This window comes from Devosia sp., from assembly GCF_035944845.1.
Taxonomy (GTDB): domain Bacteria; phylum Pseudomonadota; class Alphaproteobacteria; order Rhizobiales; family Devosiaceae; genus Devosia_A.
The window spans coordinates 1-26,696 of sequence record NZ_DASZAW010000027.1; the positions used below are offsets into that span (position 1 = coordinate 1).

General features: G+C 64.5%; 28 protein-coding genes. 17 read left to right on the plus strand and 11 right to left on the minus strand.

What is annotated here, in order from left to right; all coding sequences use genetic code 11:
- The first annotated feature begins 88 nt into the window (after positions 1-88).
- From VGV07_RS03855 to VGV07_RS03870, 4 genes are read left to right on the plus strand one after another with little or no spacing between them, the layout of a single operon-like run.
- Positions 89-808 carry a DUF1013 domain-containing protein gene (locus VGV07_RS03855; RefSeq protein WP_326867372.1) on the plus strand — a complete coding sequence of 240 codons (720 nt, stop codon included), beginning with the start codon at positions 89-91 and terminating at the stop codon, positions 806-808.
- A 22-nt stretch (positions 809-830) separates the two neighbouring features.
- Positions 831-2,714, plus strand: a complete 1,884-nt coding sequence (locus VGV07_RS03860) for a monovalent cation:proton antiporter-2 (CPA2) family protein (RefSeq protein ID WP_326867373.1) — start codon at positions 831-833, stop codon at positions 2,712-2,714.
- 33 nt (positions 2,715-2,747) lie between these two features.
- Positions 2,748-3,521, plus strand: coding sequence for a sulfite exporter TauE/SafE family protein (locus VGV07_RS03865; protein ID WP_326867374.1), 774 nt, complete (start codon positions 2,748-2,750; stop codon positions 3,519-3,521).
- A gap of 18 nt (positions 3,522-3,539) precedes the next feature.
- Positions 3,540-3,926 carry a VOC family protein gene (locus VGV07_RS03870; RefSeq protein ID WP_326867375.1) on the plus strand — a complete coding sequence of 129 codons (387 nt, stop codon included), beginning with the start codon at positions 3,540-3,542 and terminating at the stop codon, positions 3,924-3,926.
- A 177-nt stretch (positions 3,927-4,103) separates the two neighbouring features.
- Here the strand turns inward: VGV07_RS03870 and VGV07_RS03875 are convergent, their stop codons facing one another.
- Positions 4,104-4,274, minus strand: a complete 171-nt coding sequence (locus VGV07_RS03875) for a YdcH family protein (RefSeq protein ID WP_326867376.1) — start codon at positions 4,272-4,274, stop codon at positions 4,104-4,106.
- Between the two features lie 177 nt (positions 4,275-4,451).
- On the opposite strand from VGV07_RS03875, the gene VGV07_RS03880 reads away from it, so the two are divergent.
- The 6 genes from VGV07_RS03880 to VGV07_RS03905 all read left to right on the plus strand — a co-directional run bounded on the left by VGV07_RS03880 (position 4,452) and on the right by VGV07_RS03905 (position 8,289).
- The gene (locus VGV07_RS03880; protein ID WP_055883069.1) at positions 4,452-4,667 is read left to right on the plus strand and encodes a YdcH family protein; all 216 of its coding nucleotides are present in this window, start codon (positions 4,452-4,454) and stop codon (positions 4,665-4,667) included.
- 139 nt (positions 4,668-4,806) lie between these two features.
- Entirely contained in the window at positions 4,807-5,523 is a 717-nt protein-coding gene (locus tag VGV07_RS03885; RefSeq protein ID WP_326867377.1) for a TetR/AcrR family transcriptional regulator, read from the plus strand.
- 117 nt (positions 5,524-5,640) lie between these two features.
- On the plus strand, positions 5,641-6,105 hold the full coding sequence (purE, locus tag VGV07_RS03890) for a 5-(carboxyamino)imidazole ribonucleotide mutase (protein ID WP_326867408.1): 465 nt from the start codon (positions 5,641-5,643) through the stop codon (positions 6,103-6,105).
- Positions 6,098-7,186, plus strand: a complete 1,089-nt coding sequence (locus VGV07_RS03895; protein WP_326867378.1) for a 5-(carboxyamino)imidazole ribonucleotide synthase — start codon at positions 6,098-6,100, stop codon at positions 7,184-7,186. The genes purE and VGV07_RS03895 overlap by 8 nt, the downstream gene beginning before the upstream one ends.
- Before the next feature lie 142 nt (positions 7,187-7,328).
- Positions 7,329-7,571 carry a 30S ribosomal protein S21 gene (gene rpsU, locus VGV07_RS03900; RefSeq protein WP_055046207.1) on the plus strand — a complete coding sequence of 81 codons (243 nt, stop codon included), beginning with the start codon at positions 7,329-7,331 and terminating at the stop codon, positions 7,569-7,571.
- Between the two features lie 253 nt (positions 7,572-7,824).
- Entirely contained in the window at positions 7,825-8,289 is a 465-nt protein-coding gene (locus tag VGV07_RS03905; protein WP_326867379.1) for a DUF992 domain-containing protein, read from the plus strand.
- A gap of 207 nt (positions 8,290-8,496) precedes the next feature.
- Here the strand turns inward: VGV07_RS03905 and VGV07_RS03910 are convergent, their stop codons facing one another.
- The 3 genes from VGV07_RS03910 to VGV07_RS03920 form a co-directional block, all read right to left on the minus strand.
- On the minus strand, positions 8,497-9,315 hold the full coding sequence (locus tag VGV07_RS03910; RefSeq protein ID WP_326867380.1) for an alpha/beta hydrolase: 819 nt from the start codon (positions 9,313-9,315) through the stop codon (positions 8,497-8,499).
- Positions 9,316-9,363: 48 nt separating this feature from the next.
- Entirely contained in the window at positions 9,364-10,023 is a 660-nt protein-coding gene (locus VGV07_RS03915) for a DsbA family oxidoreductase (RefSeq protein ID WP_326867381.1), read from the minus strand.
- 182 nt (positions 10,024-10,205) lie between these two features.
- Entirely contained in the window at positions 10,206-10,613 is a 408-nt protein-coding gene (locus tag VGV07_RS03920; RefSeq protein ID WP_326867382.1) for a hypothetical protein, read from the minus strand.
- Between the two features lie 174 nt (positions 10,614-10,787).
- Between VGV07_RS03920 and VGV07_RS03925 the strand changes: the two genes are divergently transcribed.
- Positions 10,788-12,038, plus strand: coding sequence for a glycosyltransferase family 87 protein (locus tag VGV07_RS03925; protein ID WP_326867383.1), 1,251 nt, complete (start codon positions 10,788-10,790; stop codon positions 12,036-12,038).
- A gap of 36 nt (positions 12,039-12,074) precedes the next feature.
- On the opposite strand, the gene VGV07_RS03930 is transcribed toward VGV07_RS03925, so the two are convergent.
- The 7 genes from VGV07_RS03930 to VGV07_RS03960 all read right to left on the minus strand — a co-directional run bounded on the left by VGV07_RS03930 (position 12,075) and on the right by VGV07_RS03960 (position 18,458).
- Entirely contained in the window at positions 12,075-13,481 is a 1,407-nt protein-coding gene (locus tag VGV07_RS03930) for an NAD(P)(+) transhydrogenase (Re/Si-specific) subunit beta (RefSeq protein ID WP_414649910.1), read from the minus strand.
- Positions 13,478-13,798, minus strand: coding sequence for a hypothetical protein (locus VGV07_RS03935; protein ID WP_326867384.1), 321 nt, complete (start codon positions 13,796-13,798; stop codon positions 13,478-13,480). Before VGV07_RS03935 ends, VGV07_RS03930 begins: the two co-directional genes overlap by 4 nt.
- Entirely contained in the window at positions 13,795-14,340 is a 546-nt protein-coding gene (locus VGV07_RS03940) for a hypothetical protein (RefSeq protein ID WP_326867385.1), read from the minus strand. Before VGV07_RS03940 ends, VGV07_RS03935 begins: the two co-directional genes overlap by 4 nt.
- Positions 14,340-14,729: an NAD(P) transhydrogenase subunit alpha gene (locus tag VGV07_RS03945; RefSeq protein WP_326867386.1), complete on the minus strand. Its 390-nt coding sequence runs from the start codon at positions 14,727-14,729 to the stop codon at positions 14,340-14,342. The genes VGV07_RS03940 and VGV07_RS03945 overlap by 1 nt, the downstream gene beginning before the upstream one ends.
- Positions 14,730-16,130 (minus strand): Re/Si-specific NAD(P)(+) transhydrogenase subunit alpha, encoded by a 1,401-nt coding sequence (locus VGV07_RS03950; protein WP_326867387.1) that lies wholly within the window; start codon positions 16,128-16,130, stop codon positions 14,730-14,732. It lies immediately after the preceding gene.
- A gap of 60 nt (positions 16,131-16,190) precedes the next feature.
- Positions 16,191-16,436, minus strand: a complete 246-nt coding sequence (locus VGV07_RS03955; RefSeq protein ID WP_326867388.1) for an aa3-type cytochrome c oxidase subunit IV — start codon at positions 16,434-16,436, stop codon at positions 16,191-16,193.
- Positions 16,437-16,625: 189 nt separating this feature from the next.
- A complete protein-coding gene (locus VGV07_RS03960) occupies positions 16,626-18,458 on the minus strand; it encodes a M3 family oligoendopeptidase (protein WP_326867389.1) in 1,833 nt (610 codons plus the stop codon).
- A gap of 114 nt (positions 18,459-18,572) precedes the next feature.
- Here VGV07_RS03960 and VGV07_RS03965 point away from each other — a divergent pair, with 114 nt between their 5' ends.
- The 6 genes from VGV07_RS03965 (at position 18,573) to dxs (ending at position 26,521) form a co-directional block, all read left to right on the plus strand.
- Positions 18,573-18,857 (plus strand): CopG family ribbon-helix-helix protein, encoded by a 285-nt coding sequence (locus tag VGV07_RS03965; RefSeq protein WP_055883035.1) that lies wholly within the window; start codon positions 18,573-18,575, stop codon positions 18,855-18,857.
- Entirely contained in the window at positions 18,845-19,135 is a 291-nt protein-coding gene (locus VGV07_RS03970; RefSeq protein WP_326867390.1) for a type II toxin-antitoxin system RelE/ParE family toxin, read from the plus strand. The genes VGV07_RS03965 and VGV07_RS03970 overlap by 13 nt, the downstream gene beginning before the upstream one ends.
- A 124-nt stretch (positions 19,136-19,259) precedes the next feature.
- Positions 19,260-20,744: a sigma-54 dependent transcriptional regulator gene (locus tag VGV07_RS03975; RefSeq protein WP_326867391.1), complete on the plus strand. Its 1,485-nt coding sequence runs from the start codon at positions 19,260-19,262 to the stop codon at positions 20,742-20,744.
- A 179-nt stretch (positions 20,745-20,923) separates the two neighbouring features.
- Positions 20,924-22,597, plus strand: a complete 1,674-nt coding sequence (locus VGV07_RS03980; RefSeq protein WP_326867392.1) for a L,D-transpeptidase family protein — start codon at positions 20,924-20,926, stop codon at positions 22,595-22,597.
- Positions 22,598-22,887: 290 nt separating this feature from the next.
- Positions 22,888-24,507: a DUF882 domain-containing protein gene (locus tag VGV07_RS03985; protein ID WP_414649911.1), complete on the plus strand. Its 1,620-nt coding sequence runs from the start codon at positions 22,888-22,890 to the stop codon at positions 24,505-24,507.
- A 91-nt stretch (positions 24,508-24,598) separates the two neighbouring features.
- Positions 24,599-26,521 (plus strand): 1-deoxy-D-xylulose-5-phosphate synthase, encoded by a 1,923-nt coding sequence (gene dxs, locus VGV07_RS03990; protein WP_326867393.1) that lies wholly within the window; start codon positions 24,599-24,601, stop codon positions 26,519-26,521.
- Positions 26,522-26,696 lie beyond the last annotated feature (175 nt).

Genomic DNA, 26,696 nt, shown 5'->3' on the forward strand with positions numbered 1-26,696 from the left:
GTATATAGGCGCATTATTCCCCCTCAGGATGAACCACGAGGCGGGGCGGACCGGAAGAACCCGGCCGCGCCTCAAGGAGAGATTTATCATGGCCACGCCCCTACTGATGCCCAAGGCAACCGCCGTCTGGCTGGTCGACAATACCGCGCTCTCGTTCGAGCAGATCGCCGCCTTCTGCGGGTTGCACCCACTCGAAGTGCAGGGTGTCGCCGACGGCGACGTCGCCAGCGGCATCATGGGCGTCAACCCCCTGCAGAATGGCCAGCTGACCCGCGAGGAGATCGAGAAGGCCGAGGCCGATCCGAACTACCGCATGAAGATCTCGGACCCCAAGGTCCGCGTTGCTGCACCCAAGCGCAAGGGCCCGCGCTACACTCCCATCTCGCGCCGCAACGAGCGCCCCAACGCCATCAAATGGCTGCTGCGCAACCACCCCGAGATGAAGGACGCGCAGATCATGCGTCTCGTCGGCACCACCAAGTCGACCATCGACGCGGTGCGTGAAGGCACGCACTGGAACAATGCCAACATCACCCCGATGGACCCGGTGACCCTCGGCCTCGCCAGCCAGATCGACCTCGATCTGGAAGTGAGCCGCGCCTCGAAGGGCGCCGCGCCGGGCGATATTGCCGAGCAGGGTACCATGCTGCTCACCGCCGAAGAGGCGCTGGCCGGCGCCCACCGGGCCGGCATGGACCTTGCCGAGGACGATGAGGGCGCCGAACGCCGTCCCGAGCGCGAAGAAGAGCTGGACGCCGACTCGGTGTTCGCCAAGCTGAAGTCGCTGAAGGGCGATTCCGAAGAGTAAGGGCCGGACGCGGGCAGCAGAGATGGAAATCAACCTGCTGCTTGCGATATTCGTGCTTCTTGCCGCCACGGTATTGCTCGTCCCGCTGTTCAAGTGGGCCGGGCTTGGCACCATTCTCGGCTACCTCGCCGCCGGTGTGCTGATCGGCCCCTACGGGCTGGCGCTGGTCTCCGACACCGATCTGATCCACCAGATCGCCGAGTTCGGCATCGTCATGATGCTGTTCCTGATCGGCCTCGAGGTCGACGGCACCGAACTCTGGCGCATGCGCAACAAGGTGTTCGGCCTGGGCCTGACCCAGATGGCCGCGACCACCGTCGTCGTCGCCCTGCTGGCCCGGCTGATCGGCTTTGTCTGGGCCGATGCCCTGGTGGTCGGCCTGGCGCTGGCGATGAGCTCCACCGCCATTGCCATGCAGTCGGTCGACCAGCGCAACATCACCAAGACCGATACCGGCCGGGCCTCCCTGGCGATCCTCCTGGTGCAGGACGTGGCGGTAATCCCTATCCTCGCAATTATCCCGCTGCTCACCACCATGGGCGGCTCGCCCATCGAGGCGATCGGCGAAAACGTCATCGAGGCTGTCGACAACCCGATCGACTGGTGGATCGCCTTCGTCGTGGTCGGTGCCTTTGCCGCGGCGTTGCTCGGCTCGCGCTTCGTCATCCGGCCGCTGATGAGCTGGCTGGCGCGGACCCGCGTGCCGGAGGCTTTCACTGCCTTCGCGCTGGCGCTGGTGATCGGCGCAGCCCTCGTCACCGAGAGTTTTGGCCTGTCGCCGGCGCTCGGCGCTTTCCTCGGTGGTGTACTGCTGGCCGACAGCGAGTACCGCCATGAGCTCGAAAGCAACCTGCAACCCTTCAAGGGCCTGCTGCTCGGGCTGTTCTTCATTACCGTGGGCATGTCGATCGCCTTCAAAGTGGTGATCGAGAATCCGCTGCTGGTGCTGGCGCTGGTGGTGGCGCTGATCGGCCTCAAGATGCTGGTGCTGTTCGTCCTCGCCACCTTCTTCAAGATGCATGTCGCCGAGCGGCTGCTGCTCGCCGTGCTGCTCAGCCAGGCCGGCGAGTTCGCCTTCGTCATCCTGCAGTTCGCCCGTACCGCCGGCAACCTCTCGGGCCCCGAGGTGGAACTGCTGACCGTGGTGGTGGCGCTATCGATGGCGACGACGCCGTTCCTGATCTTCCTCTACGATCGGCTTTGGGCGCCGCGGCTCAACCGCAATGACGACCCCGAGCTTCCGCCAGGTCCCGACGTGCCCAACCCGCACGACCGGGTGATCGTCCTCGGGTACGGCCGTTTCGGCCAGATCGTCACTCGCCTGCTGCGTGCCCAGGGCTTCGAGATGACACTGATCGACGACGATCCGGCGCAGATCGAGCTGGTCAAGCGCTTCGGCGTCAAGGTGTTCTACGGCGATGGCGGACGGCTCGAGATCCTGCGCGCCGCCGGTGCCGACAAGGCCAGGATGATCGTCATCGCCGTCGCCGGCGGTGAGCGCATCCTGGGGATCGCCGAACTGATCCGCCGCAACTATCCCGATATCATCGTTGCCGCCCGCGCCGTCGACCGCTCGCATGCCCATGACCTGATGGCGCTCGGCGTACAGGTGATCGAGCGCGAGACCTTTCGCGCCGCCATCAAGCTCGGCGAGCACGCCCTCGTCGCCCTCGGCCGCCCCAGGAAGGAGGCCCACCGGGTCGCTGAGGCGTTCGAGCAGCACGATACCCGCATGCTGCACGAGAGCTACGCCGTGCGTCACGACCAGGTCGCCTATATCGGCTTCGTCCGCCGCTCGACCGAAATGCTCGATGCGGTGATGAAAGCCGATCGCGAACAGCATCCGGAAGCGGGGCATTCTGCGCGACGCGATATTGACAACCAGCCGCCGCAGGCATCCGAGTAGCGACCGCTATTCGTCCCTCCGGTTCCTCCCCCCATGTCCCCCGATCTTACTTTCTGGGCCGTCGCGGTTCTCGCGGTCTTCATCGTCGCCTTGAGCAAATCTGGCCTCGTGGGCAGCCTGGGGCTGGTCGGTGTGCCGCTCCTGAGCCTGGTGATACCGGCGCGCGACGCGGCGGGCATGATGCTGCCGCTGCTGCTGGTCATGGATGCCATCGCGATCTGGACCTATCGCAAGGATGCCGACTGGCGCATCCTCAGGATCATGCTGCCCGGCGCCTTTGTCGGCACCATCATCGGCTGGGTGCTGTGGAGCTTCGTTTCCGACGCCATGGTGCTGCTGTTCGTCGGTATCCTGACGCTGCTGTTCATCCTCGATGCACTGCTGCCGCTGCGCAAGAAGCTCGAGGGCCTGCCGCCGTCACGACCATGGGGCACATTCTGGGGCGGCGCCGCTGGCTTTACCAGCTTCATCAGCCACACCGGCGGCCCGCCATTCCAGATCTATGTGCTGCCCCAGAAGCTGAGCCCGGTGATCTTTTCCGGCACGACGGCGTTCTTCTTCGCCATCGTCAACACCGCCAAGCTGGTACCGTACTTCTTCCTGGGACAGCTCAACGTCGCCAATCTCGAGCGTGCCGCAATCCTCGCGCCGCTGGCCATCGCGGGCGTGATTCTCGGGGTGTTTCTGGTCCGCCGCATCTCGGTGAAACGGTTCTACCAGCTTACGTATTGGCTGGTGTTCCTGCTGTCGTTGAAACTGATTTATGATGGCGCGGTCGGGGTGTTTTTCACCAGCCCTGTCGCCTGAGGCAACAAGAGCAACAAGATGAGCATCGACTATCGCCTCGACCACATCGCGCTGCTGGTCCGCGATCTCGACGAAACGGCAAGGTTCCTCACCGAGGTGCTGCAGATCCGCGAGGTGCCCGACCCGATGGGCGGCACCCATATCCGCTGGTTCGAGTTCGGCAACAGCCAGCGCTTCCACATCCAGGCCGGCGACATCAGCCGCACGCATGTGGAAAAGCGCACGCATTTCGCGCTTTCCGCGCCGGATTTCGAGGCTGTGCTCGCACATCTGCGCAGCGTAGGTGCAACGTTCTCTGACATGCAGGGCAATCCGGGCGCCGTGAACACCCGCCCCGACGGCATGCGCGCGGTGTTTTTGCAGGATCCCAACGGCTACTGGTTCGAGATCAACGACTTCAAGTGAGAGGCAGTCGGCAATAGGCAGTCGGCAGTCGTAAGAATCAAGGGCCTCCGCTCTCCCATTCGCCTCCACCGCTCCCTACTGCCGACTGCCTACTGCCGACTGCCCTTGCTTTCCCAACAAAAAAGGCCGCGGCGCTTGCCGTGGCCCTCACAACTGCATTGGATTTTTTTGGTTTCCTCAGGCGTCGCTGTGCATGCGCGCCAATTGGTCCTTGATCTCCAGTTTCTTCCGTTTCAGCGCCGCGACGAACATGTCGTCGTGGCTGGGGTGGCTCATTTCATCCTCGATCTTGCGGTCCAGTTCCCGGTGACGCCGTTCGAGAGACTCGATGTGGCCTTCGGTCGTCATGACAACTCCTCTCCAGCTTTTCGGACCCCTGATCGTCACAAAAAATTCACGCGCTGTCGACGTGCAAGACTGCAACACCTCCCCTGGCGCGCAAAATCAGGTGCAAATCTCCAATCGATCGGCTAACCCTTTTGGTACAGGCATTTCGCCTCGCTGAGGGACCGGTCAACCGCTGCGATGCTGCCGCTTACCAAGGAACAAGAAGCTGCGCTCGGTCTGGAACTGGCTGCAAAACGCCAGGAACATGCCGACCTCGACGCCGCCATCCACACCCTCTCGTCCTCCGGCTACTCCGATCAGATGCTGATTCAGCGGATGAAGAAGCGCAAGCTCACGCTGAAGGATCGCATCGTGCAGCTCGAGAACATCCTGCTTCCCGACATCATCGCCTGACCTCGCGCGTTCGGCGCACCGACCTCAACGCCTGCGTCTGCGCGCCGCGCTCCACATTCACCGCGGAGCATGCTACACAGCTGACCGACCGCTGGTCGGTTCGTGAATTGACGCGTGCGACTGTCCTTGGGAGGGCGGAATGCCGTTTCCTCGAATTGTGAAGCCGGCGCCGGCTCGGCGTGATGAGATTCTCGATGCGGCGCAGCGACTGTTCGCCCGCAACGGCTACGACTCGACCTCGGTCAGCCAGATCATCGCCGAGGTCGGGGTGTCGAAAGGCGCGTTCTACCACCACTTCGAATCGAAGGAGGATCTGGTCGAGGCCCTCGCCTGCCGCTACGCGCGCCAGACTGCGGCGCTGACCGAAGCGGAACTCTCGGACCCCACGCTCGATGCGTTCTCGAAACTTGCCGGCTTCCTCGGCACCATGCGCCGCCACAAGACCGAGACGGCAGCGGAACTGCGCGCCACGTTCGAACCAATGTTCCGGGCCGAGAACCTGCAGCTGTTCGAGCGCACCCAGCGCGCGGTCACCGAAGTGGTGCAGCCGATCCTGACCCGCATCATCGTCGAGGGGGTGGCCGAACAGACCTTTGTCACGCCGAATCCGGAAAGCGCCGCCGAGACCATCATGCATTTGATGACCTCCAACCGCGAGCTGATCGTCGAACTCTACCAGACCCGCGACCGGCTGCATTTCGAGCGGCTGTCGCAGCGCCTGCTCGACAAGATGCAGTTCATGGGCACGGTCATCGACCGCATCCTCGGCTTGCCCGAGGGCTCGATCGAGCTGGCCGACCGCGCTGCGCTCGACACGCTCGCCTGTGCACTGGATCGACCACCCACCGCCGCCTGACCAAAGGACGATGGCTACCGCCTTGCGCTCAGCCGACCTCTTCCATATGGGTGAGCACCTGAGCGCCGCGCCTTCCGGGGGACCTAAGTGCCGACCTCGCCACCCGTCGCCATCATCATGGGCAGCCAGTCCGACTGGCCGAACCTGCGCCATGCCGCCGAGACCCTCGACGCGCTGAAGATCGACTACGAGGCGCGCATCATCTCGGCGCATCGCACGCCCGACCGCATGTACGAGTTTGCCAGGGGCGCCAAGGCCGAGGGCTTCCAGGTGATCATCGCCTCGGCGGGCGGCGCCGCCCATCTGCCGGGCATGGTGGCCGCGTTGACCCCCTTGCCCGTCCTCGGCGTGCCGGCCCAGACGGCGGCGCTCGGCGGGGAGGACAGCCTCTTGTCGATCGTCCAGATGCCGCCCGGCATTCCTGTGGGTACCCTCGCCATCGGTCGCGCCGGTGCCATCAATGCCGCGCTGCTGGCGGCAGCGATCCTGGCGCTTGGCGACCCCGAAATTGCCGCGGCGCTCGACGATTTCCGCGCCGACCAGACTGCTTCCATCCCCGAGTTCCCATCCGACGATGTCTGACGTCTTGCCGCTGCCGCAGGGCAGCACCATCGGTATTCTCGGCGGCGGCCAGCTCGGCCGCATGCTGGCGCTCGCCGCCGCCCGGCTGGGGATGAAGACCCACATCTACTGCCCGGATCCCGACAGCCCGGCCTTCGACGTGACGCCACTCAAAACGGTCGCCGCCTATGACGACGAGGCCGCTCTTGCGGCATTTGCCGCCGGCGTCGATGTCGTCACCTACGAGTTCGAGAATGTGCCGGCCAAGACTGCAGCCTTCCTCGCCAACCTGAAGCCGTTGCGCCCCGGCGCCAACGCGCTCGCGGTCTCGCAGGACCGGCTGGCCGAAAAGGCCTTCCTCACCATCAACCGCATTCCGGTGGCGCCGTTTGCCGCCATCACCGACCTCGACCGGCTGGAGGCCGAACTCGAAGAGATCGGCACCCCGGCGGTGCTGAAGACCACCCGGCTCGGCTATGACGGCAAGGGCCAGCGCATCGTCCGCAACATGGAAGATGCGGCGCTGGCCTGGGAGTTGCTGTCGCCAAAGCCGCTGGTGCTCGAAGGCTTCATTGAGTTCGACAAAGAAATCTCGGTGGTGGTGGCGCGCAACGCCTTGGGTGAGGTCGCGGCCTTCGACCCCGCCGAGAACGTCCACCGCGACCATATCCTCAAGACCAGCACCGTGCCCGCCGACATCACCGGCAAGACGGCGAAGAAGGCAGTGGAGATCGCCGGGCAAATCGCCATCGCGCTCGACTATGTCGGGGTGCTCGGCGTCGAGTTCTTCGTGCTGCCCGGCGGCAAGCTGCTGGTCAACGAGATCGCGCCGCGGGTCCACAATTCGGGGCACTGGACCGAGGCTGTGGCCATCACCGACCAGTTCGAGCAGCATATTCGCGCCGTGCTCAACTGGCCGCTGGGCGACCCCGGCCGCATGGCCGACGTGGTGATGGAGAACCTGATCGGCGACGAGATCGCCGCGATACCGGAACGGCTTGCAGCGGGAACCAGGCCGCATGCCTATGGCAAAGCCGAGTCGCGTCGCGGACGGAAAATGGGCCACATCAACCGGGTTGCGTTGAAAAAGCGCGCAAAATGAGCGATATCCGCCGCTTGCCGGTGTGGACAAGCCGTTTCGATTGGCCTATATAGCCGCCCACGAATGACCGGCTCAGCCGGTCGACGCTCCTTTGGGGCGTTCACATTAAACAGTTCTGACTGATTACGAAGGGCGGTTGCGCTTGCAAGTAGTTGTTCGCGATAACAATGTTGACCAGGCGCTGCGCGCCCTGAAGAAGAAGCTCCAGCGCGAAGGCGTCTTCCGCGAGATGAAGCTTCGCAACTACTACGAGAAGCCGTCCGAGAAGAAGGCGCGCCAGAAGGCCGAGGCCGTGCGCCGCGCCCGCAAGCTTGCCCGCAAGCGCGCCCAGCGTGAAGGCGGCCTGCCCGCCCCTGCCGCGGCTGCGCGTCCCGCCCGCCCGTAAGAGGCGTTCAGATTTGGTTCAGGAACGCCGCCTCACAAGGGCGGCGTTTTTGTTACGTACCGCCAGAATTCGCTCATATTTGTGCAGTTTGTGCGCAACCGGATGAGGCCTTGTGCCGTTGGCGGCAACGGATAGACTCCCGATCCACTCCGGGTCGAACTAGAGGGGGATCGGGAAAGGTTGCAGACCTTTTCGGTTCGATCTCGCTACCAACCAAGACTCTACTAACGCGTCAAACATTGGGGACTCCAACATGAAGAAGTTCATCGCCGCGGCTGCAGCTGCCGTCATGCTCATGACCGCCGGCGCCGCGCAGGCCGCCACCCAGGTGAAGGTCGGCGTACTCTCCTGCACCGTCGATCCCGGCATCGGTTTCATCATCGGCTCGTCCAAGGATATGACCTGCCGCTTCAAGCGCGACGGCTACAAGACCGAGCGCTACCAGGGCAACATCAAGAAGCTCGGCATCGACATCGGCGTCACCGGCCGCACCGAGATCGTCTGGCTGGTGTTCTCGGCCTCCAACACCAAGTACGGCAAGGGCTCGCTAGCCGGTACCTATGTCGGCGGTTCGGCTGAAGCCACGCTCGGCGTCGGCCTCGGCGGCAACTGGCTGATCGGCGGTTCGCGCAAGGGCTTTGCCCTGCAGCCGTGGTCGATCCAGGGCCAGACCGGCCTCAACTACTCGGTCGCCTTCTCGGGCCTGACGCTCTACTGAGCCGGCGCATAGCGCTGAAATTGCAACGCCGGTCCCTTTGGGGCCGGCGTTTTCGTTTTGGGGCCGGTGCGGGCTGACCCCCACCCCTGTCCCCTCCCCCTAAACATGGGGAGGGAGACCAAAACACAGAAATCGAGGTTAGCGTCTCCCGCCCCCTTCTTAGGGGGAGGGATCAAGGGTGGGGGTCAGCCCGCACCAGCCGCGCGTCTACCGCGCCCCCGCCTCCGCCCGCGCAAAAAACCCCTTCGCTCGCTCCCACAGTCCGCGCGCCCACATATCGCTATGTCCTGCCCCGGGCTCGATCCAGAGCTCGTCCGGATTCGGCGCCAGCGCATAGACCCGCTCGCCGTGACTGACGCCAATGGTGCGATCGGCCGTGCCGTGCGCCACCAAGACCGGCTCGCTCACCTCCTTGATCCACTGGTCCACCGGGAACTGATCAGCCATCAGCCACCCGACCGGCAGGAACCAGTAGCGATCGGCCGCCACCGAAACGGCCGAGTCGAACGGCGTTTCGAGCAGCAGTGCGTCGGCGTCGCGCAGGCTCGCCACATAGGTGGCCGGCCCCGAACCGAGTGAACGGCCCCAGAGGACGATTGGGAAGCCCTTGGCGGCCGCCCAATCGAAGGCGGCGAGACCGTCAGCCAGAATGTTCGCTTCGGTGACCTCGCCCGGCGATCCCGGGAAGCCCCGATAGTCGAAAGCCAGAAAGCCATAACCGTCGGCGACGAACGCTTCATAGCGCTCATGCTCGCGCGAAAAGCTCTGCGCGTTGCCGCGGAAATAGACGATCAGCGGCTTGCCCTGGGCCGGCGTCTGGTACCAACCAGTGACAACGGAACCGCCGGCGCTCGGGATGCGCACCTGCTCCGCCTGCGCCAGTGTCGTTTCGCTGAGCGCGAAAAGCCGGCCGCCGCGATCGTACTGGAAATCGCGCTGGAAGACATACATGGCGCCCAGCACCAGGCCGTAGGCCACCACTGCGACGATACCTATGCCCAGCGCAATCCGTTTGAACTGCTTCATGCCACGTCCTCCGTTCGGGACCCGGCATGCCACGGCAACGAAGCGCTGTCAGCCCTGTGCGGTTTTGAGCTTCTCGGGATCGAGCGCGAACTCGAAGGCGCGCGCGAACACTTCGTCGGGCTGGCAGCCGGAAACGGCGAACTTGTTGTCGAACACGAAGAACGGCACACCCTGGATACCCTGCTGCGCCGCGGCCACCGCGAATTCGTGGGTGATCGCCAGTTCGCGCGGGTTGCGCACAGCGTCGAGCGCCTCGGCATAGGTGAAGCCGTGCTCGGCGGCGATGCCGGCCAGCACCTCGTCGTCATTGATCAGCTGGTGATCCATGAAATAGGCCCAGGCAATGGCGTTGGCCAGCGCATGCTGGGTGCCCTTCGACTTGGCGAGGCGCACCAGCGTGTGGCCCTTGCGGGTCGGAAACGAGCGCGGCTGCCGGCTGAGGTCGAGGTCGATGCCCGATTTCTTCGCCTCGCCCTCGACGCGGGCCCACATCTCCTTGGGGTCGCGGCCATATTTCTGGCGCAGCATATCGGCGACCACCACGCCGTCTTCGGGCGTGTTGGGATCGAGATAGAACGGATGGTTCTCCACCTCGACCACCACATCGTCGGGCAGCGCGGCGATCGCCTGGTCGAGCCGCGCCGAGCCGACGAGGCACCACGGGCAGACAGTGTCGGTGAACAGGTCGATCTTGACGGTGCGCGGCACGGGCGTCCTCTTTGGCTGAACCGGGCACACATGGCGCTTCAACGCCGGCGGCGCAAGAACGCACACCGAGGTAACCGCCATCCTCCAGCCTGCCTACCCCGCGATGCACGACCGCACGCCGAGGTAACCAGCATCCTCCAGCCTGCCTACCGCGCAATGCACCCCACGCTTCCTCGATCAGCCTAGCCGTTGAACGCCATCACCGCGCTGATGACGATGCCGGCCATGGCGAGCCGGGTGATCCAGCCCATCACTGCAGGGCTGATCGTACCGGGCTTAGCGACGATGCCGATGATCATGGCGATCAGCACCACCGCCACCAGCCCCATCTTGATGAAGAACCAGACGCCCTGCCCTTCGAACCCGCCATAGCGGACATAGACCATGGCGATACCGGTGATCAGCAACAGGCCGAAGGCGATGCGGGCGTTGACGCTGAGACGCTTGCCGATGCTGCCCAGCAGCGGCCGAGCCTCAGGCGGCGCCGATGCCATGCGCTTGCCGATCAGCGGTGCGGCAATGGTGGTGGAGATGGCGAGGCCGAAGGCCGCGAGATGCACGATGAGAAGAAGGTTGAAGGTGAGATCCATGACTGCCTGGCCGGATGTTGAAGCGAAGGCAGACTGGATACGACCTCAAGCGAAGTTGAGGTCAAGGTCTTTCGCAGCCGATCGAGCCCCTGGAGGATGCGGCTTCACTTTTCGTTAACGACGCCAGCGCAGGACTAAGCTCGGTCCAATCGCCAAAGCCCCTGGTGCCACTGCATGGTTCGACAAGCAAAGATCGTTACCGGCAGGCTGGCGCAGGCCCTGCGGACGGCGGACTGGCTCCGCCGGCCCAGACTGCTCGGCTATGCCGCGATCCTGGGTGCATTCGAGCTTGCACTATTGCTGGTCTGGGTATTCTCCGCGCACGACAACCTCGACCTGACCGGCAAGCCCATGGGCACCGACTTCATCAGCTTCTGGTCCACCTCCAGCCTGGCGCTCAGTGGGACACCGGCCCTTGCCTACCTGCCGGAGGCGCATGCGGCAGTTCAGGCCGCCCAGGTCGGGGGCGCGGCCATCGGCTATTTCGGGTTCTTCTACCCCCCGGTGTTCCTGCTCGTCTGCCTGCCGCTGGCCCTGCTGCCATACGGTGTTGCGCTGACGACCTGGCTGATCGCAACTGGCGTTCCCTACCTTTTCGCCATCCATCGGCTGCTGCCGCGTCTGGGTGCAGTCGAGTTCGCAGCATGTCTCACCTTCCCCGCCATCCTCCTCAATGCCGGCCACGGTCAGAACGGCTTTCTGAGTGCGGCCCTGTTCGGCCTGGGCTTTGTGCTGCTCGACCGGCGGCCGTGGCTCGCCGGCGCCCTTCTGGGATGTCTTGTCTTCAAGCCGCAACTGGCGGTCATCCTGCCTTTCGCGTTGGCTTTTTCGGGCCGCTGGCCGTCATTCTGGGCCGCCGCTGTGTCGGCAGCGCTGTTGACGGCCGCGTCGTGGGCCCTGTTCGGGTCCGAGACCTGGGCGGCCTTCATCTCAGGACTGCTGCTGGCGCAGCAAACGCTGTCGGATGGCTTTGTAGACCCGGGCAAGATGGTGAGCATCTTCGCGGCGGCTCGGTTGCTGCACGCCCCTCCGCTCGTCGCCCTGGGGCTGCAGGTCGCGGCAGCCGCGGTGATGATTGTGATGCTGGCGCGCGTCTCCCGCGCGACGACAGGCCCGATGCTGGGAGCTCTGAGCGTCCTGGCGACGCTGCTCGCCACCCCCTTTGCGCTCGACTACGACCTCACGCTGCTGGCCATCCCATTGGCCGTCGCGTTTCGGTCGGGGTACGGCAAGCAGTTCCTGCCGTACGAAAAACTGGTGCTGCTGCTAGGCTTCGCGTTGCCGCTGGCCGCGCGACCCTTGGCGGTGGGGCTGGGGATTCCCGTCGCTCCCCTGGTCGTTCTGGCGCTGCTGTGCCTGCTCGTCGCGCGCCTGGCCAGCGCCCGGTCCGCAGGCTCGCTGGTCAGCCAGCAAATGGCACAATAAGGGGGCCCCGGATGCCAGCCATCCGGGTTGTTCCGCTTAGTGCCCCAACGCCTTGACGATGTCTTCGGTGACCTTTTTGGCGTCGCCGAACAGCATCATGGTGTTGTCGCGGAAGAACAGCTCGTTCTGCACACCTGCATAGCCGGCTGCCATGCCGCGCTTGATGAACAGCACCGTGCCGGCGTCTTCGACGTTCAGCACCGGCATGCCGTAGATCGGCGAGGTCTTGTCGGTCTTGGCCGCCGGATTGGTGACGTCGTTGGCGCCGATGACGAAGGCGACGTCGGTCTGCGCGAACTCGGAGTTGATGTCTTCCAGTTCGAACACTTCGTCATAAGGCACGTTCGCCTCGGCCAGCAGCACGTTCATGTGCCCGGGCATGCGGCCGGCCACCGGGTGAATGGCGTATTTCACCTCGACGCCCTCGGCCTTCAGCAGGTCTGCCATTTCCCGCAGCGCATGCTGTGCCTGGGCCACGGCCATGCCGTAACCGGGCACGATGATCACCTTGCCGGCATTTTTCATCATGAAGGCCGCGTCATCGGACGAACCCTGCTTGACCGGCCGCGTCTCTTCTTCACCCGAGCCGGCCGCGGCACTGTCGCCGCCGAACCCGCCCAGGATCACCGAGATGAAGCTGCGGTTCATCGCCTTGCACATGATGTAGCTGAGGATGGCGCCGGACGAGCCGACCAGCGCACCGGTAATGATCAGCGCCGTATTGCCCAGCGTGAAGCCGATGCCCGCCGCCGCCCAGCCCGAATAGGAGTTGAGCATCGAGACGACCACCGGCATGTCGGCGCCGCCGATCGGGATGATCATCAGCCCGCCCAGCACCAGCGCCACCACGGTGATGGCCCAGAACCACAGCGGGTCGACGGTGACCGCAAAGGCCCAGATCAGCACCAGCAACAGCAGGCCGAGCGCGATGTGGATGATGTGGCGGAACGGCAGGATGATCGGCTTGCCGCTCATATTGCCGTTGAGCTTGGCAAAGGCGATGACCGAGCCGGTAAAGGTAAAGGCGCCGATGGCGACGCCAAGGCTCATTTCGATCAGCGCCTGGGCGTGGATGTGGCCCACCATGCCGATGCCGAAGGCTTCGGGCGCATAGAGCGCCGCGGCAGCGGCGAACACCGCCGCAAGACCGACCAGCGAGTGGAATGCGGCGACCAGCTGCGGCATGTCGGTCATCTTGACCTTGCGCGCCAGCACCGCGCCAATGCCGCCGCCGATGGCGAGGCCACCGATGATCAGCACCCAGCTCAGCCAGTCGGAAACACCGGCCACCAGCAGCGTGGTGACGATGGCGATGCCCATGCCGACCATGCCGAAGGTATTGCCCTGGCGCGAGGAGGCCGGGCTCGACAGGCCGCGCAGCGCCAGAATGAACAGGACGCCCGAGACGAGATAGAGAACGGCGGCGAAACTGGCGTCGATCATTTGGTCACCACCGTTGTGGGTTGGCGTGCCGCAACAGTCAGCCCGACGACGACGACAATCGCGCCGACGAAAAAGCTGGCTCCGGCCAGTGTGAGAAATTCAGCCGCGCCGCCGAGCGAGCTTTTCGCGGTCGCCTGCGACATCAGAAAGTTGCCCAGCGCGACAAAGATCACCGAAGAGGCGACAAGCTTGCCCGAGAGCGAGGCCAACGCCCGGCCCGCAAAGAAACGGATCAGCAGCAGCGCAGCGAAGCTCAGGCCGGTGAGAATCTGGAACGTCGGCGGCAGCAAAGCCACCGCATCGGCGGATGAGATCATTCCGTGACGGGCTCCATGCTGCCGGTGGGGAACTCCACATCGGCAAAGGCGGGATAGACTTCCTTGAGGATCGCGACCTGCTGCGCATCTTCGACACGCACCAGGTACCAGGTCTCTTCATCGAACAGCCCCAGGGTCGAAGACGTGGCCCTGACCTTGCCGCCGGCCGCGCCCAAATCCATCACAGTCTCGGTGGGGATCAGTGCATAAGCGGTGCCGTCGGCCGTCTCGAAGAACTCGGCGGCTTCGAGATCCATGCCGAAGGAGACGATCTCGACATCCTTCATCACCTGATCCATCTGCTGCTGCGTCGCTTCGATCAACTGCTCGGTGGTGACGTTGAAATTGGCGGCGATCTTGTCGAGCACCTTGGGCGGCACGACGTCCATCACTTGCGACATGTCGCTGGACTTCATCGCCGCATCGAAACTCTCGATGCGGGCCTCCAGCCCCTCGAGCTGCTCGTCGGTGAACTCTGCGGCAAAGATCGGAGTGGCAAGGGTGGCGACGACCGCGATGGCCGCAATGAACTGCTTGAACATCAGTGCTTTCCTGCCTTGCCAGCCGGCGCTTCCTTCTTCTTGTACATCGCCAGCATGCGCTGGGTGACAAGGAAGCCGCCGAAGATGTTGACGCTGGCGAGCACCAGGGCGAGGAAGCCGAACAGTTTCGACACCCAGTTGCTGTCCGCTGCGAGCGGCACGCCGACCGCAAGCAGCGCACCCACCACGATCACCGACGAGATGGCGTTGGTGACGCTCATCAGCGGCGTATGCAGCGCCGGGGTGACGCTCCACACCACGTAGTAGCCCACCGCGATCGCGAGGACGAAGATCGACAGGCGGAAGACGAACGGGTCGATGGCGCCACCGGTGGCGGCGCTCACCGCCGCGGTGATGGCATCCGCAGTGTGCTCGGCGGTCTGTTCCATTTACTTCTTCCCCTTGGCGGTCGAGGCCTTTGCCGCGGCCGGCTTGGCCGCTGCCTTCGCAGCAGGCTTGGCGGCCGCGGGCTTGGCTTCAGCCTTGGCCGCGGCCTTCTTGGGTGCAGCAGGCTTGGCAACCGCCGCTGTCTTGGCGGGAGCCGGAGCCGGCACAGGTTCAGCCTTTGCAACCGCCGCTTTCTTGGGCGCCGCTGCCTTTCCGGTAGCAGCAGTCTTCGCCGGCTCGGCCACCTTTGCAGCAGGCTTCGTCGCGGCGGGAGCCGCTTCGAACTTGATGTTGGGATGGACGATGGCGCCGTCGCGGGTGAGCACGGTTGCCTTCACCAGCTCGTCGTCCCAGTTCACCGCCAGCACCTTTTCCTTCTTGTCGATCAGCGTTTCGAGGAAGGAGACGAGGTTGCGCGAATAGAGCTGGCTGGCCGACGTGGCGAGCCGGCCGGCGACATTGGTGAAGCCGATGATCGTCGCGCCATTGGCGGTGGTGATGGTCTTGCCCGGCTGGGTCAGTTCGATATTGCCGCCGCGCTCGGCGGCGAGATCGACCAGCACCGACCCCGGCGCCATCGATTCGACCATTACCCTGCTGACCAGTTTGGGTGCCGGGCGCCCGGGGATCAGCGCCGTGGTGATGACGATGTCCTGCTTGGCGATGTGGCCGGCGACCAGCTCGGCCTGCGCCGCCTGCTCGTCCTTGGTCAGTTCGCGCGCATAGCCGCCGGTGCCCGAAGCATCCTTCAATGCATCGGTCATGATGAACTTGGCGCCGAGCGATTCCACCTGCTCGCCGGCTGCGGCGCGCACGTCGGTAGCGGTGACCACAGCACCGAGGCGCTTGGCGGTGGCGATGGCCTGCAACCCGGCGACGCCGGCACCCATCACGAACACCTTGGCCGGCCGCACGGTACCTGCGGCGGTCATCATCATCGGCATTGCGCGGTCGAACGCTCCGGCGGCGTCGATCACTGCCTGGTAGCCGGCGAGGTTGGCCTGGCTGGATAGGATATCCATCACCTGGGCGCGGGTGATGCGCGGCATGAACTCCATGGCCACGGCAGTGACGCCCGCCTTGGCCAGCGCGGCGATCTCGCCTTCATTGCCATAGGGGTCCATCGCGCCGATCACCAATGCGCCTGCAGCCGCACCGGCGAGACTGACGGCAGCAGGGCGGCGCACCGTCAGGACGATATCGGCGCCCTTGATGGTTGCCGCGGCGTTGCCGACGCTGGCGCCTGCCTTCTGATAATCCGCATCCGGGAAACGGGCCAGTTCGCCTGCCCCAGCCTCGATGGCCACTTCGGCGCCGAGCCCGATCAGCTTGGTGACCGTCTCGGGCGTCGCCGCAACACGCGTCTCCCCGTCGGCGCGTTCCCGCAACACTGCAATCTTCATGGAAGTCTCCAGAGCGTCAGTCGCCGACCGTGTCGGTCACCGGATAGAAAAATCCCGCCGTCAGCTGCGGCGGGATCCCATCACCATCACACCGACGATGAGCACCGGAATGGCCAGCAGCAGCAGCGCCCCGATGATCGGCTGATGCGCCTCGATGAAGGCGTAGAGTGACAGCGCCACGAACACCATCGACACGATGCCCCACTTCACCATCGTGATGAAGCCAGCATAAGTCGCCTCGTGCTGTTCATAGTCCATGGCGGGCGGCAGTTCGTGCGTTGCAGCGGCGGCGGGTTTCTTGGCCATCAGGTCCTCAGTCGAAATGATCGTCACTAGGGGACGCCGATCCCGGACCATCGCGCCGCGAACCAGCGCACACGCCGAAACCAGACTGCCCCACTCCGCCTCTCATACTTCGCGCACGAACAGCACACAAGCGCAGCGCGGCGGTTCGCCACGCTGGACCAATTGCCGATGCTTCGGCCCGACCCGCGCTTACGTTGGCTGCGTTGCCTCGAGCTCGTTGATCAGCCGCTCGATCATCCCCAAACCCAGTGACCAGAAGCCCGGGTCGCGGGCGTCGAGCCCGAACGGCGCCAGCAGCTCGGAGTGGTGCTTGGAGCCGCCGGCTTTCAGCAGCTCGAAATAGCGCTCGGCGAAGCCGTCGCTCGATTTCTCGTACTGCGCGTAGAGCGAGTTCACCAGGCAATCGCCGAATGCATAAGCGTAGACATAGAACGGCGAATGGATGAAGTGCGGGATATAGGCCCAGAAGATGTCGTAGCCCTCATTGAGCTTGATCGCCGGCCCGAGACTCTCGGCGCCGACATCGAGCCAGATCTGGTTGAGATCGGCCGTGGTCAGCTCACCCTGTTTGCGCCGGGTGTGGACCTCGCGCTCGAAGGTATAAAAGGCGATCTGCCGCACCACCGTGTTGAGCATGTCTTCCACCTTGCTCGAGAGCATCGCGAAGCGCTGCGTCGGGTCGGTGGTTTTGGCCAGCATCGAGCGGAAGGTCAGCATCTCGCCGAACACCGAGGCGGTTTCGGCCAGCGTCAGCGGCGTCGGCGCCATCAGCGCCCCCTGCGGGCCGGCCAGCACCTGGTGCACGCCATGGCCGAGCTCATGCGCGAGCGTCATTACATCGCGTGATTTACCCAGGTAGTTGAGCATCAGGTACGGGTGCGCCGAGGGCACCGTGGGGTGCGCGAAGGCGCCCGGCGACTTGCCGTCCTTGGTCGGCGCATCGATCCAGCCCTTCTCGAAAAACGGTTCGGCGATCTCGACCAGCCTCGGCGAGAAGGCGCCATAGGCTTCCATCACCGTGTCTTTGGCCGCCTGCCAGTCGTAGATGCGGTCGTCGCTGGTCGGCAGCGGCGCGTTACGATCCCAGGCGTTGAGTTGCGCCTTGCCGAACCACTTCGCCTTCATTGCGTAATAGCGATGGCTGAGCCGTGGATAGGCGGCGCGTACCGCGGTCTGCAGCGCATCGACCACTTCGCGCTCCACCGAGTTCTCGAGGTGGCGGCTATCGGCGATATCGGTGAAGCCATGCCAGCGGTCGGAAATTTCCTTGTCCTTGGCGAGCACGTTGGTGATGTGGGTGAACAGCTTCTCGTTGCCGTGCAGCGTCTTCGACAGGCCGCTAAACGCCGCCTCACGCTTCAGCTCATCCTTGTCGGAGAGGTAGTTGAGCGTCGATTCGAGGTTCAGCTCCTCGCCGTCGACGTTGAACTTGAGGGCAGCCATGGTCTCGTCGAACAAGCGGTTCCAGGCGCCGGCCCCGGTCACCGACTTCTCGTGGAACAGCTCCTCGATCTTGTCGTCGAGCTGGTAGGGCTTGGCCTTCCTCAGCTCGGCAAACCACGGGCGATAGCGGCCGAGCTCGGGGTTGCCGTCGAGCGCCGCTTCCAGCACCGCTTCATCGATGCGGTTGAGCTCGAGGCCGAAAAAGATCAGCCCGGTCGAGAGGTCGGTGAGCGCCTGGCTGAGATCGCCGAGGAACTTTACCTTGTCCGCATCCTGGGTGTTCCGCACATATTGCAGGAAGGCGTAGGAGCCGAGCTTGCCGCTGAGATCGCCCAGCGCCTCGTAGCGCTTGATCGCCTCGATCAGCTTGCCCGCCTTCGCCAGCCCATCGAGCTTACCCTTGAAGTCGGCCTCGAAACTCCTGGCGTCGGCCTGCGCCGCGGCGAGATCCGCCTTCAGTTGAGGCGAGTCGTTGCCGGCATAGAGATCGTCGAGGTTCCACGTCGGCATGTCGCCGAGCTGGTTGTGACCCCGCTGGGCTGTAGCTTCTGCGGCACGCGGCAGGTTGCGGATATCCATGTCTCACCTAGGCTCGAAAATCAGGCGCGGACCTTAGCCAGCGCGCAGCGCGATGGGAAGCGGTGGCGCGAGTCTCGAACTCGTGGTAGTAACAGGTGTTACCTGGAGCTACCCATGGCTGGAAAATCCACGACAAGCATCAAGCTGGAAGACGACCTGCGTGATCGGCTCAATCATCTTGCGACCAGCCGGCAACGCTCGGCCCATTGGCTGATGCGCCAGGCGATCGGCGAGTTCGTCGAGCGGGAGGAGCGGCGCGAGCGCTTCAAGCGCGACGCCGAGCACGCCTGGGAAGACTACCAGTCGACCGGCCTGCACCTGACCGGCGAGGAAGTCGAGGCCTGGCTCGAGAAGCGCGCCAACGGCGAGGATGCAGAGTTGCCTGAATGGCACGAGTGAGATGGTCTCGCGAGGCCACCAAGAACCTCGTCGAGCTTGAGGCCTTTCTCGCACGCAGCAGTCCACCGGCAGCTGCAAGGGCAGCCCAGATCATCCTCGAGGGGGTGCGGCAACTGCGCACTTTTCCCGCCAGCGGCCGACCGGCCGACGACACGATCGACGGCACGCGCGACCTCATCGTACCGTTCGGCGATGGCGGCTACGTTATCCGCTACGTACTGATCGATGAAGACGTCGTTATCAACGCCATCAGGCACACGCGGCAGGCTGGGTTCTAAGCCGGCCATAGCAAATCCTGCAGGCTTAATCGCCTCTTAACCCACCCCACACATGCTGCTCCAAAACGGCACAGCGCGATTCGCCGCGGCGGCGAAACGTGCAACTAAAAGTCCTTGGGGGACCATGACGCGCGTTCTGATAGTCGATGACGACCTGGTGCAGCTCCGGCTCACCTCCGAGGTCGCCAACCGGGCCGGGTTCTCCGCCGTTACGGCCACCAGCGGCAGACAGGCCCTCGAACTGCTCCACGCCGATCCGGGAATCGGCGCCATGATCCTCGATCTGGTGATGCCCGATCTCGACGGCATGGCGGTGATGGAGGCGATGCGTCGCGATGGCCTTGCCACCCCGGTGATCGTCCAGACCGGACACTCCTCGTTCGATACCGTCGTCACCGCCATGCGCCAGGGCGCCGCCGATTTCTTCGTCAAGCCTGTCGCCCCCGAGCGCCTGATCATGTCGCTGCGCAATGCGCTGAAGCTCGGCGAACTCGAGACCATGGTGCGCACCGAGCGCAGCCGGCTCAGCGGCACCATGACCCTCACCGACATCGTCACACGCGCCCCCAGCATGGATCGCGTGCTGTCGCTGTGCGCCAAGGCGGCGAAGTCGACCATTCCCGTGTTGATCGAAGGCGAGACCGGCGTCGGCAAGGAACTCATTGCCCGGGTCATCCAGGGTTCGGGCGATCGCGCCGGCAAGCCCTTCGTCACCGTCAACTGTGGGGCGATCCCCGCTAATCTCATCGAATCGACGCTGTTCGGGCATCGGAAAGGCGCCTTCAGCGGCGCCGTCGCCGACCATCCCGGCAAATTCCTCGATGCGCATGGCGGCACCATCTTCCTCGATGAGGTCGGTGCGTTGCCGATGGAAACGCAGTTGAAGCTCCTGCGGGTAATCCAGGACGGCGAGATCGAGCCTCTGGGCGCCGACAAGCCGGTACGGGTCAATTTGCGGCTCATCTCGGCGACCAACCGGCGGCTCCTCAACCTCACCAAGGCCGGCGCTTTTCGCGAGGATCTCTACTACCGGCTCAATGTCTTCCCGCTCTACGTGCCGCCGCTGCGCGACCGGAGGGAAGACCTGCCGGTTCTCGTCAACCACTTCACCGCCCGCCTCGCGGCCGAAGCCGGCAAGCGCATCGTCGGGATTTCCGAACCGGCGCTCAAGCTGCTGGTTGACTATGACTGGCCGGGCAATGTCCGGCAGCTCGAGAATGCGGTGTACCGGGCGGTGGTGCTCAGTGATGCTGCTTATCTGGAAACCTCTGATTTTCCACAGATCGTCGCGTTGAGCGCCGGGCGCGACGAGGCGCTGCGGCTGACGTCGGCTGCGCCTGGCCCTTCAGCCCCGGTTCACATCGACGAGGCTATTGCCTCACTACGCGAGGTTGTGGACAAGGCAGCGGTCAGCGACCGCTTCGTGGCCCAGAGTGGCGAAGTCGCCGCCCTCGCCGATGTCGAGCGCGAACTGATCGTGTTCGCGCTGCGCCACTATGGCTACCGCATGTCGCGGGTGGCACGGGCGCTCGGCATCGGCAGGTCGACGCTCTATCGCAAGCTCCGCGAGTACGGCCTGGACGAGGGACTGGAGAGCGACGCCGCCTGAATTTGCCTGAGGCAAGCGCGTTAGTTGCACCAAGTCCACAGACCGAACTCACAAAATCGCGAGGAATTGTCAGCGTTAAGATTTGTGGGCTAAGCAAAATGGATATCTGGGGCAGAAGTGCCGAACCCTCCCGGTCACACCGCCCCTTGCCAGTCCCGGAGCCGGGCACGGAGTACTTAATGACTATGCTGAAGGCCTTGTTGTTGGCGGGCACGGTGGCGCTCGCATCGCCATTCGCGGCATTGGCCCAGGAAACGGTCACCGTCGCCGGCATCGAAACCACCCGCATCGTCATTGCGCCGCCCCAGACCGAACTGGCGCGGATCATCAAGGCCGGGCTCTCTTCCGCCTATGCGGCGGCAGAAAAGGGCACCCGCTCGTACCAGCAGACCCAGAAGCTCTATTTCTTCTACGGCGCACGCCATTTCGAGCCGCTCTGGCTGAGCAAGGCCACCGATGGCTCCATCGCTTTTTCCCCCAATGCCGAAAAGATCATTCAGGTCTTCAAGGACTCCGAACTCGAAGGCTTCCGCCCGTCGGACTACCTGACCGCCGATCTCGACGTCGCCGCTGCCGGCACCGACCCGGCCAAGCTCGCGGCGCTCGAGACTGCCTTCTCGTCGGCGGCGATCCGCTATGCGCAGGACGCCTTTGGCGGCCGCATTTCGCCGCTCGACGTCAACAAGACCTGGACCATCGCGCCCAAGCGCATCAACGAAGCCGAAATGCTGGTGAAGCTCGCCGACAGCAGCGAGCCCGACAAGCTGCTGCTGGCGCTGTCGCCGACTCAGCCGGAGTTCCTCGGGCTGAAGGCGGCCCTGGCCAAATTCTACGATGGCGCCGTGATGGATACCGCGATCACCATTCCCGAAGGCAAGCTCCTGAAGCCGGGTATGCAGGATGAGCGCGTCACCCTGCTGCGCCAGCGCCTCGACGTGCCCGAGCCCGATATTCCGGAAACCTCCGGCGAACTGGTAACGGTCGACATCAACTATGACGAACCGCTGGTCGTGGCGGTGAAGGCCTTCCAGGAGAGCCTCGGCCTCAATGGCGACGGCGTCATCGGGCCGGCGACCATCGCGGCGCTGAATGGCGGCTCGGCCACCACCAAGGAAGACATCGTCGCCAATATGGAGCGCTGGCGCTGGGAGCCGAACGACTACGGCGACTTCCAGGTGACGGTGAACATTCCCGAGTTCCGCCTGTGGATCATGAACAAGGACGAGGTCCACTACACCACTCGCGTGGTCGTGGGCACGCCCAAGAACCAGACGGCCGTATTCAACGACGAGATCGAGCATATCGTCGTCAACCCGTACTGGAACGTGCCGTCCTCGATCGCCACCAACGAGATCAAGCCGCACCTGATCGCCAACCCGGGCTATCTCGCCAGCCAGAACATGGAAATGCTGTCGGGCGGCAAGGTGATCAACGCCTCGGCCATCGACTGGACCCAGACCAACATCAACCGCTTCCACATCCGGCAGCGCCCGGGCGCCGGCAATGCACTGGGGCGGGTGAAGTTCCTGTTCCCCAACCAGCACGATATCTACCTGCACGATACGCCGTCCAAGTCGCTGTTCTCGCGCTCGTTCCGCGCCTACAGCCATGGCTGCGTGCGGGTCGAGAACCCGATGGATTTCGCCGGCGCGCTGTTGGCGCTCGAACCCGAACTGAGCGCCGGAACGCTGGAAGCGGCATTCGGCGACAAGGAGCGCTGGTTCAACCTCAAGACCAAGATCCCGGTGCACATCTCGTACTTCACCCTGCGCGTCGATGCCGACGGCACCATCCGCTCCTACGGCGACGTGTACGGCATGAACCAGCGGTTGAAAGAACTGCTGGCCGAATAGCAATCGAGTCGTTTCGGGATTAGAAACGAGGGCCGGCGCCATGCGGTGCCGGCCCTTCTGCTATGTCGTCGCCACAATGTGACAAGCCAAACGTTTACGGGTGCTTAGGAATTCGGCCTTGGTTCAGCCGGATTTTCTGCCTAGAAACCCGCATGGTGCCCGCCTCACTTGGGTTACCGGGCGTTAGCGTTAATGTATTCTCATCGAACTGGCGCTAGGCTATCTCGTCTATTGGGTTGCAACGGGTCGTTCGGGGCGTGTCGGGAAAACTTTTGGGGATTTGGCGGGCTTTGCCGCGGCTGTTCGTTGCCGCAACGATGGCGTTGACCGTCGTTCTGCCGCCGAGCGTCGCGCCGGTGAGCGCTGCCAATGGCGGCGGCGACCGCACGCTCTACCTGCACCACACCCATACCGGGCAGACCGGCAGCTTCACCTTCAAGCGCAACGGCCAGTATGACCAGAAGGTGCTGCGCGAGCTCAACATTTTCCTCGCCGACTGGCGCACCAAAGAACCCACGAAGATGGACCCGGCCCTCTTCGACCTGCTCTGGGAAGTGTACCAGGAAGTCGGCGGCCGCCAGCCCTACAACATCGTTTCGTCCTACCGCTCGCCCAAGACCAACAAGATGCTGGCCTCGAAATCATCGGGCGTCGCCGACAACTCGCAGCATATGCGCGGCAAGGCGATGGACGTGTTCATCCCCGGGGTGAACCTCTCCAAGCTCCGCGAAGCCGCAATGAAACACCAGGTCGGCGGCGTTGGTTACTACCCCACTTCCGGCAGCCCATTCGTCCACATGGATACCGGCAACGTGCGCGCCTGGCCGCGCATGACCCGTGCCCAGCTGAAAAAGGTCTTCCCCGACGGCAAGACCCTGCATCTGCCCACCGACGGCAAGCCGCTCTCCAACGAGGGCCGCGCCTACGCGCAGGCGCAGTGGACCAAGTGCCGGACGGTGCCCTGCGATGGCGATGCCATCTACGAGAACGCTCCGGCGATCATGCTGGCTGAGAACGCGGGCGAGACCGCGCCGATCCCGGCGCTCCGTCCGCGCACCCTCGATGGCGGCGCGACCATCATGCTGGCTTCGGCCGAAGAGCCGGCGCAGCGCGTCGTGCCGACCTTCGAGGTCGTCGCGCCCGTGCCGGTGTTCCGCACCAGATCCGAGGACGGCATCAACGTCGCCGCCCTGCCGCCCGCCATCGACACCAAGGCCTTCGAAGCGGTTGGCGCCCCGGTTCCGGCCACCAAATCCGCCCGCATCCAGCTCGCCACCCGTTCGCCCCTCGGTGGCGATGAGGGCCAGACCGCCGTCGCGGCGCTCGCCGCTATCGACCAGCCGCTGCCGAAGCCGCGCGTGCTGATGTCGCCCAAGGTCGACGAGATGGTCACCGCTTATGTCGCGACCAGCCCCGATCCGGGCGCCGAGCAGGCGCTTAAGATGATCATCGAGCGGGAAAACGCCGTGGCGCCGGAACTGCCGAGCAAGGACAAGCTGCTGGGCGCCGGCAACATCCAGACTGCCTCGCTCGGCGGCCCCCAGACCTTCTCCACGCTAAAGGGCATGTTCGACATGACCTTCAACTCGCTCAGCGGCAACGGCGCGTCCGAGCCGATGCAGCAGGCGCTGGCCGACCTGGCGCTCAGCCGCCAGCCGAACCAGTCGATCGAGCTGCGTGACATGGACCTGGTGGCCCCCGAGATCGACCACGTCAACGATACCCTGGTGCAGCCGGTACCCATGACCACCGCGTTCTGGGCCGAAATGACCGAAGCCGAGGGTTATCTCGAAAAGGGCACCGAACTGGGCCCGCTCACCGGCCGCGTCGCCTTCCTTCCCGACAACGCCGCAATTCCTGCCTATGATCGTTTCGTGACGGGTGGTTTGCAGCTCGTCGCGGAACGCTAAAAGGCCGCGCCTTCTGGGCGTTGCAATGCCGAACCCGAGCCTCTAAGTCTCTCATTGAGAGACCGGCCCGTTCCGGCGAAGGATCGGTATTTTGGACAAGTCGCAGACACCGCTGCTCGATCGCGTATCGACGCCAGCCGACCTCAAGCCCCTGTCACGCGACGAACTACGCCAGCTTGCCGATGAGCTGCGCGCCGAAGTGATCGACGCCGTCTCGGTGACCGGCGGGCATCTGGGCGCCGGGCTCGGCGTGGTCGAACTGACCGTCGCCATTCACGCCACCTTCAACACCCCGGATGACCGCCTGATCTGGGACGTCGGCCACCAGGCCTACCCGCACAAGGTGCTGACCGGCCGCCGCGACCGCATCCGCACGCTGCGCCAGAAAGACGGGCTCAGTGGCTTCACCCGCCGCGCCGAGAGCGAATACGACCCGTTCGGCGCCGGCCATTCCTCGACCTCGATTTCGGCGGGCCTCGGCATGGCCGTGGCTTCGGAGCTGAAGGGCGAGAAACGTAATGTCATCGCGGTGATCGGCGATGGCGCCATGTCGGCCGGCATGGCCTATGAGGCGATGAACAATGCCGGCGCCATGGACGCCCGGCTTATCGTCATCCTCAACGACAATGACATGTCGATCGCGCCGCCCACCGGCGCGATGCGCTCCTATCTCGCCAAGCTCGTCTCCGGCCCGGTCTATCGCGGCTTCCGCGATACCGCCAAGTCGATCACCGAGAAGATGCCCAAACTGATCCACGAGACGGCGCGCAAGACCGAGGAGTTCGCCCGCTCGTTCTTCACCGGCGGCACGCTGTTCGAGGAACTCGGCTTCTTCTACGTCGGCCCGATCGACGGGCATAATCTCAACGACCTGCTCGATGTGCTGCAGAACGTGCGCGACGCCGAGTCCGGCCCGATCCTCATCCATGTGGTGACCAAGAAGGGCAAGGGCTACGGCCCGGCCGAGAACTCCGCCGACAAGTACCATGGCGTGAACAAGTTCAACGTCATCACCGGCGCGCAGACCAAGCCGCAGTCGAATGCTCCGTCCTACACCTCGGTGTTCGCCCAGAGCCTGATCGAGGAGGCCAAGGCCGACGAGCGCGTCGTCGCCGTCACCGCGGCCATGCCCAACGGCACCGGCCTCGACAAGTTCGCCGAGCTGTTCCCCAGCCGCATCTTCGATGTCGGCATCGCCGAGCAGCATGCGGTGACCTTCGCCGCCGGCATGGCGACCGAGGGGCTGAAGCCGTTCTGCGCCATCTACTCCACCTTTCTGCAGCGCGCCTATGACCAGGTGATCCACGACGTGGCCGTGCAGGGCCTGCCGGTGCGCTTCGCCATCGATCGCGCCGGCTATGTCGGCGCCGACGGTCCGACCCATGCCGGCAATTATGATGCCGCCTATCTCGGCGCCATTCCCGGCATGGTGGTAATGGCGGCCGGCGACGAGGCGGAACTGCGCCACATGGTGGCAACCGCCGCGGCCTATGACGAGGGCCCTATCGCTTTCCGCTACCCGCGTGGCGATGGGCTGGGCGTCGAGCTGCCGCCGCGCGGCACGGTGCTGGAGATCGGCAAGGGCCGCATCCTCCGCGAAGGCAAATCGGTCGCGCTGGTCAACTTCGGTACCCGGCTCGGAGAAGTGATTGCCGCCGGCGAAAAGCTGATGGCCTATGGCCTCAACCCCACCATCGCCGACATGCGGTTCCTGAAGCCTTTGGACGAGACGCTGCTCGCGCGCCTGGCCAAGGAGCATGAGGTGCTGATCACTATCGAGGAAGGCGGCATCGGCGGCTTCGGCAGCCACGCCGCGACCTTCCTCGCCAGCCATGGCCTGCTCGACGGCAAGCTGAAGTTCCGCCCGCTGATGATCCCCGACGTGTTCACCGAACAGGCCAGCGTGAATGAGATGTACGCCGCGGCCGGTCTGGACCGGGCCGGCATCGTGGCGACGGCGCTGACGACGCTCGGCATCGACACGGCGGCCGTGCCGCGGACCACGAAGGCTTAGGTTCTCCATACTGATAGAGACGCCCCCCGGGCCTCCCCCATGAAGGGGGAGGTGAAGGTCGAGGCTCTGTCTTCGATGGTGCCTGCCACGCCGGCAGGGCACCTCCCCCTTCATGGGGGAGGATGGGAGGGGGCCGTCTGCTTCCGGTCGCAACCGACAGAGAATCTGTTAGCAA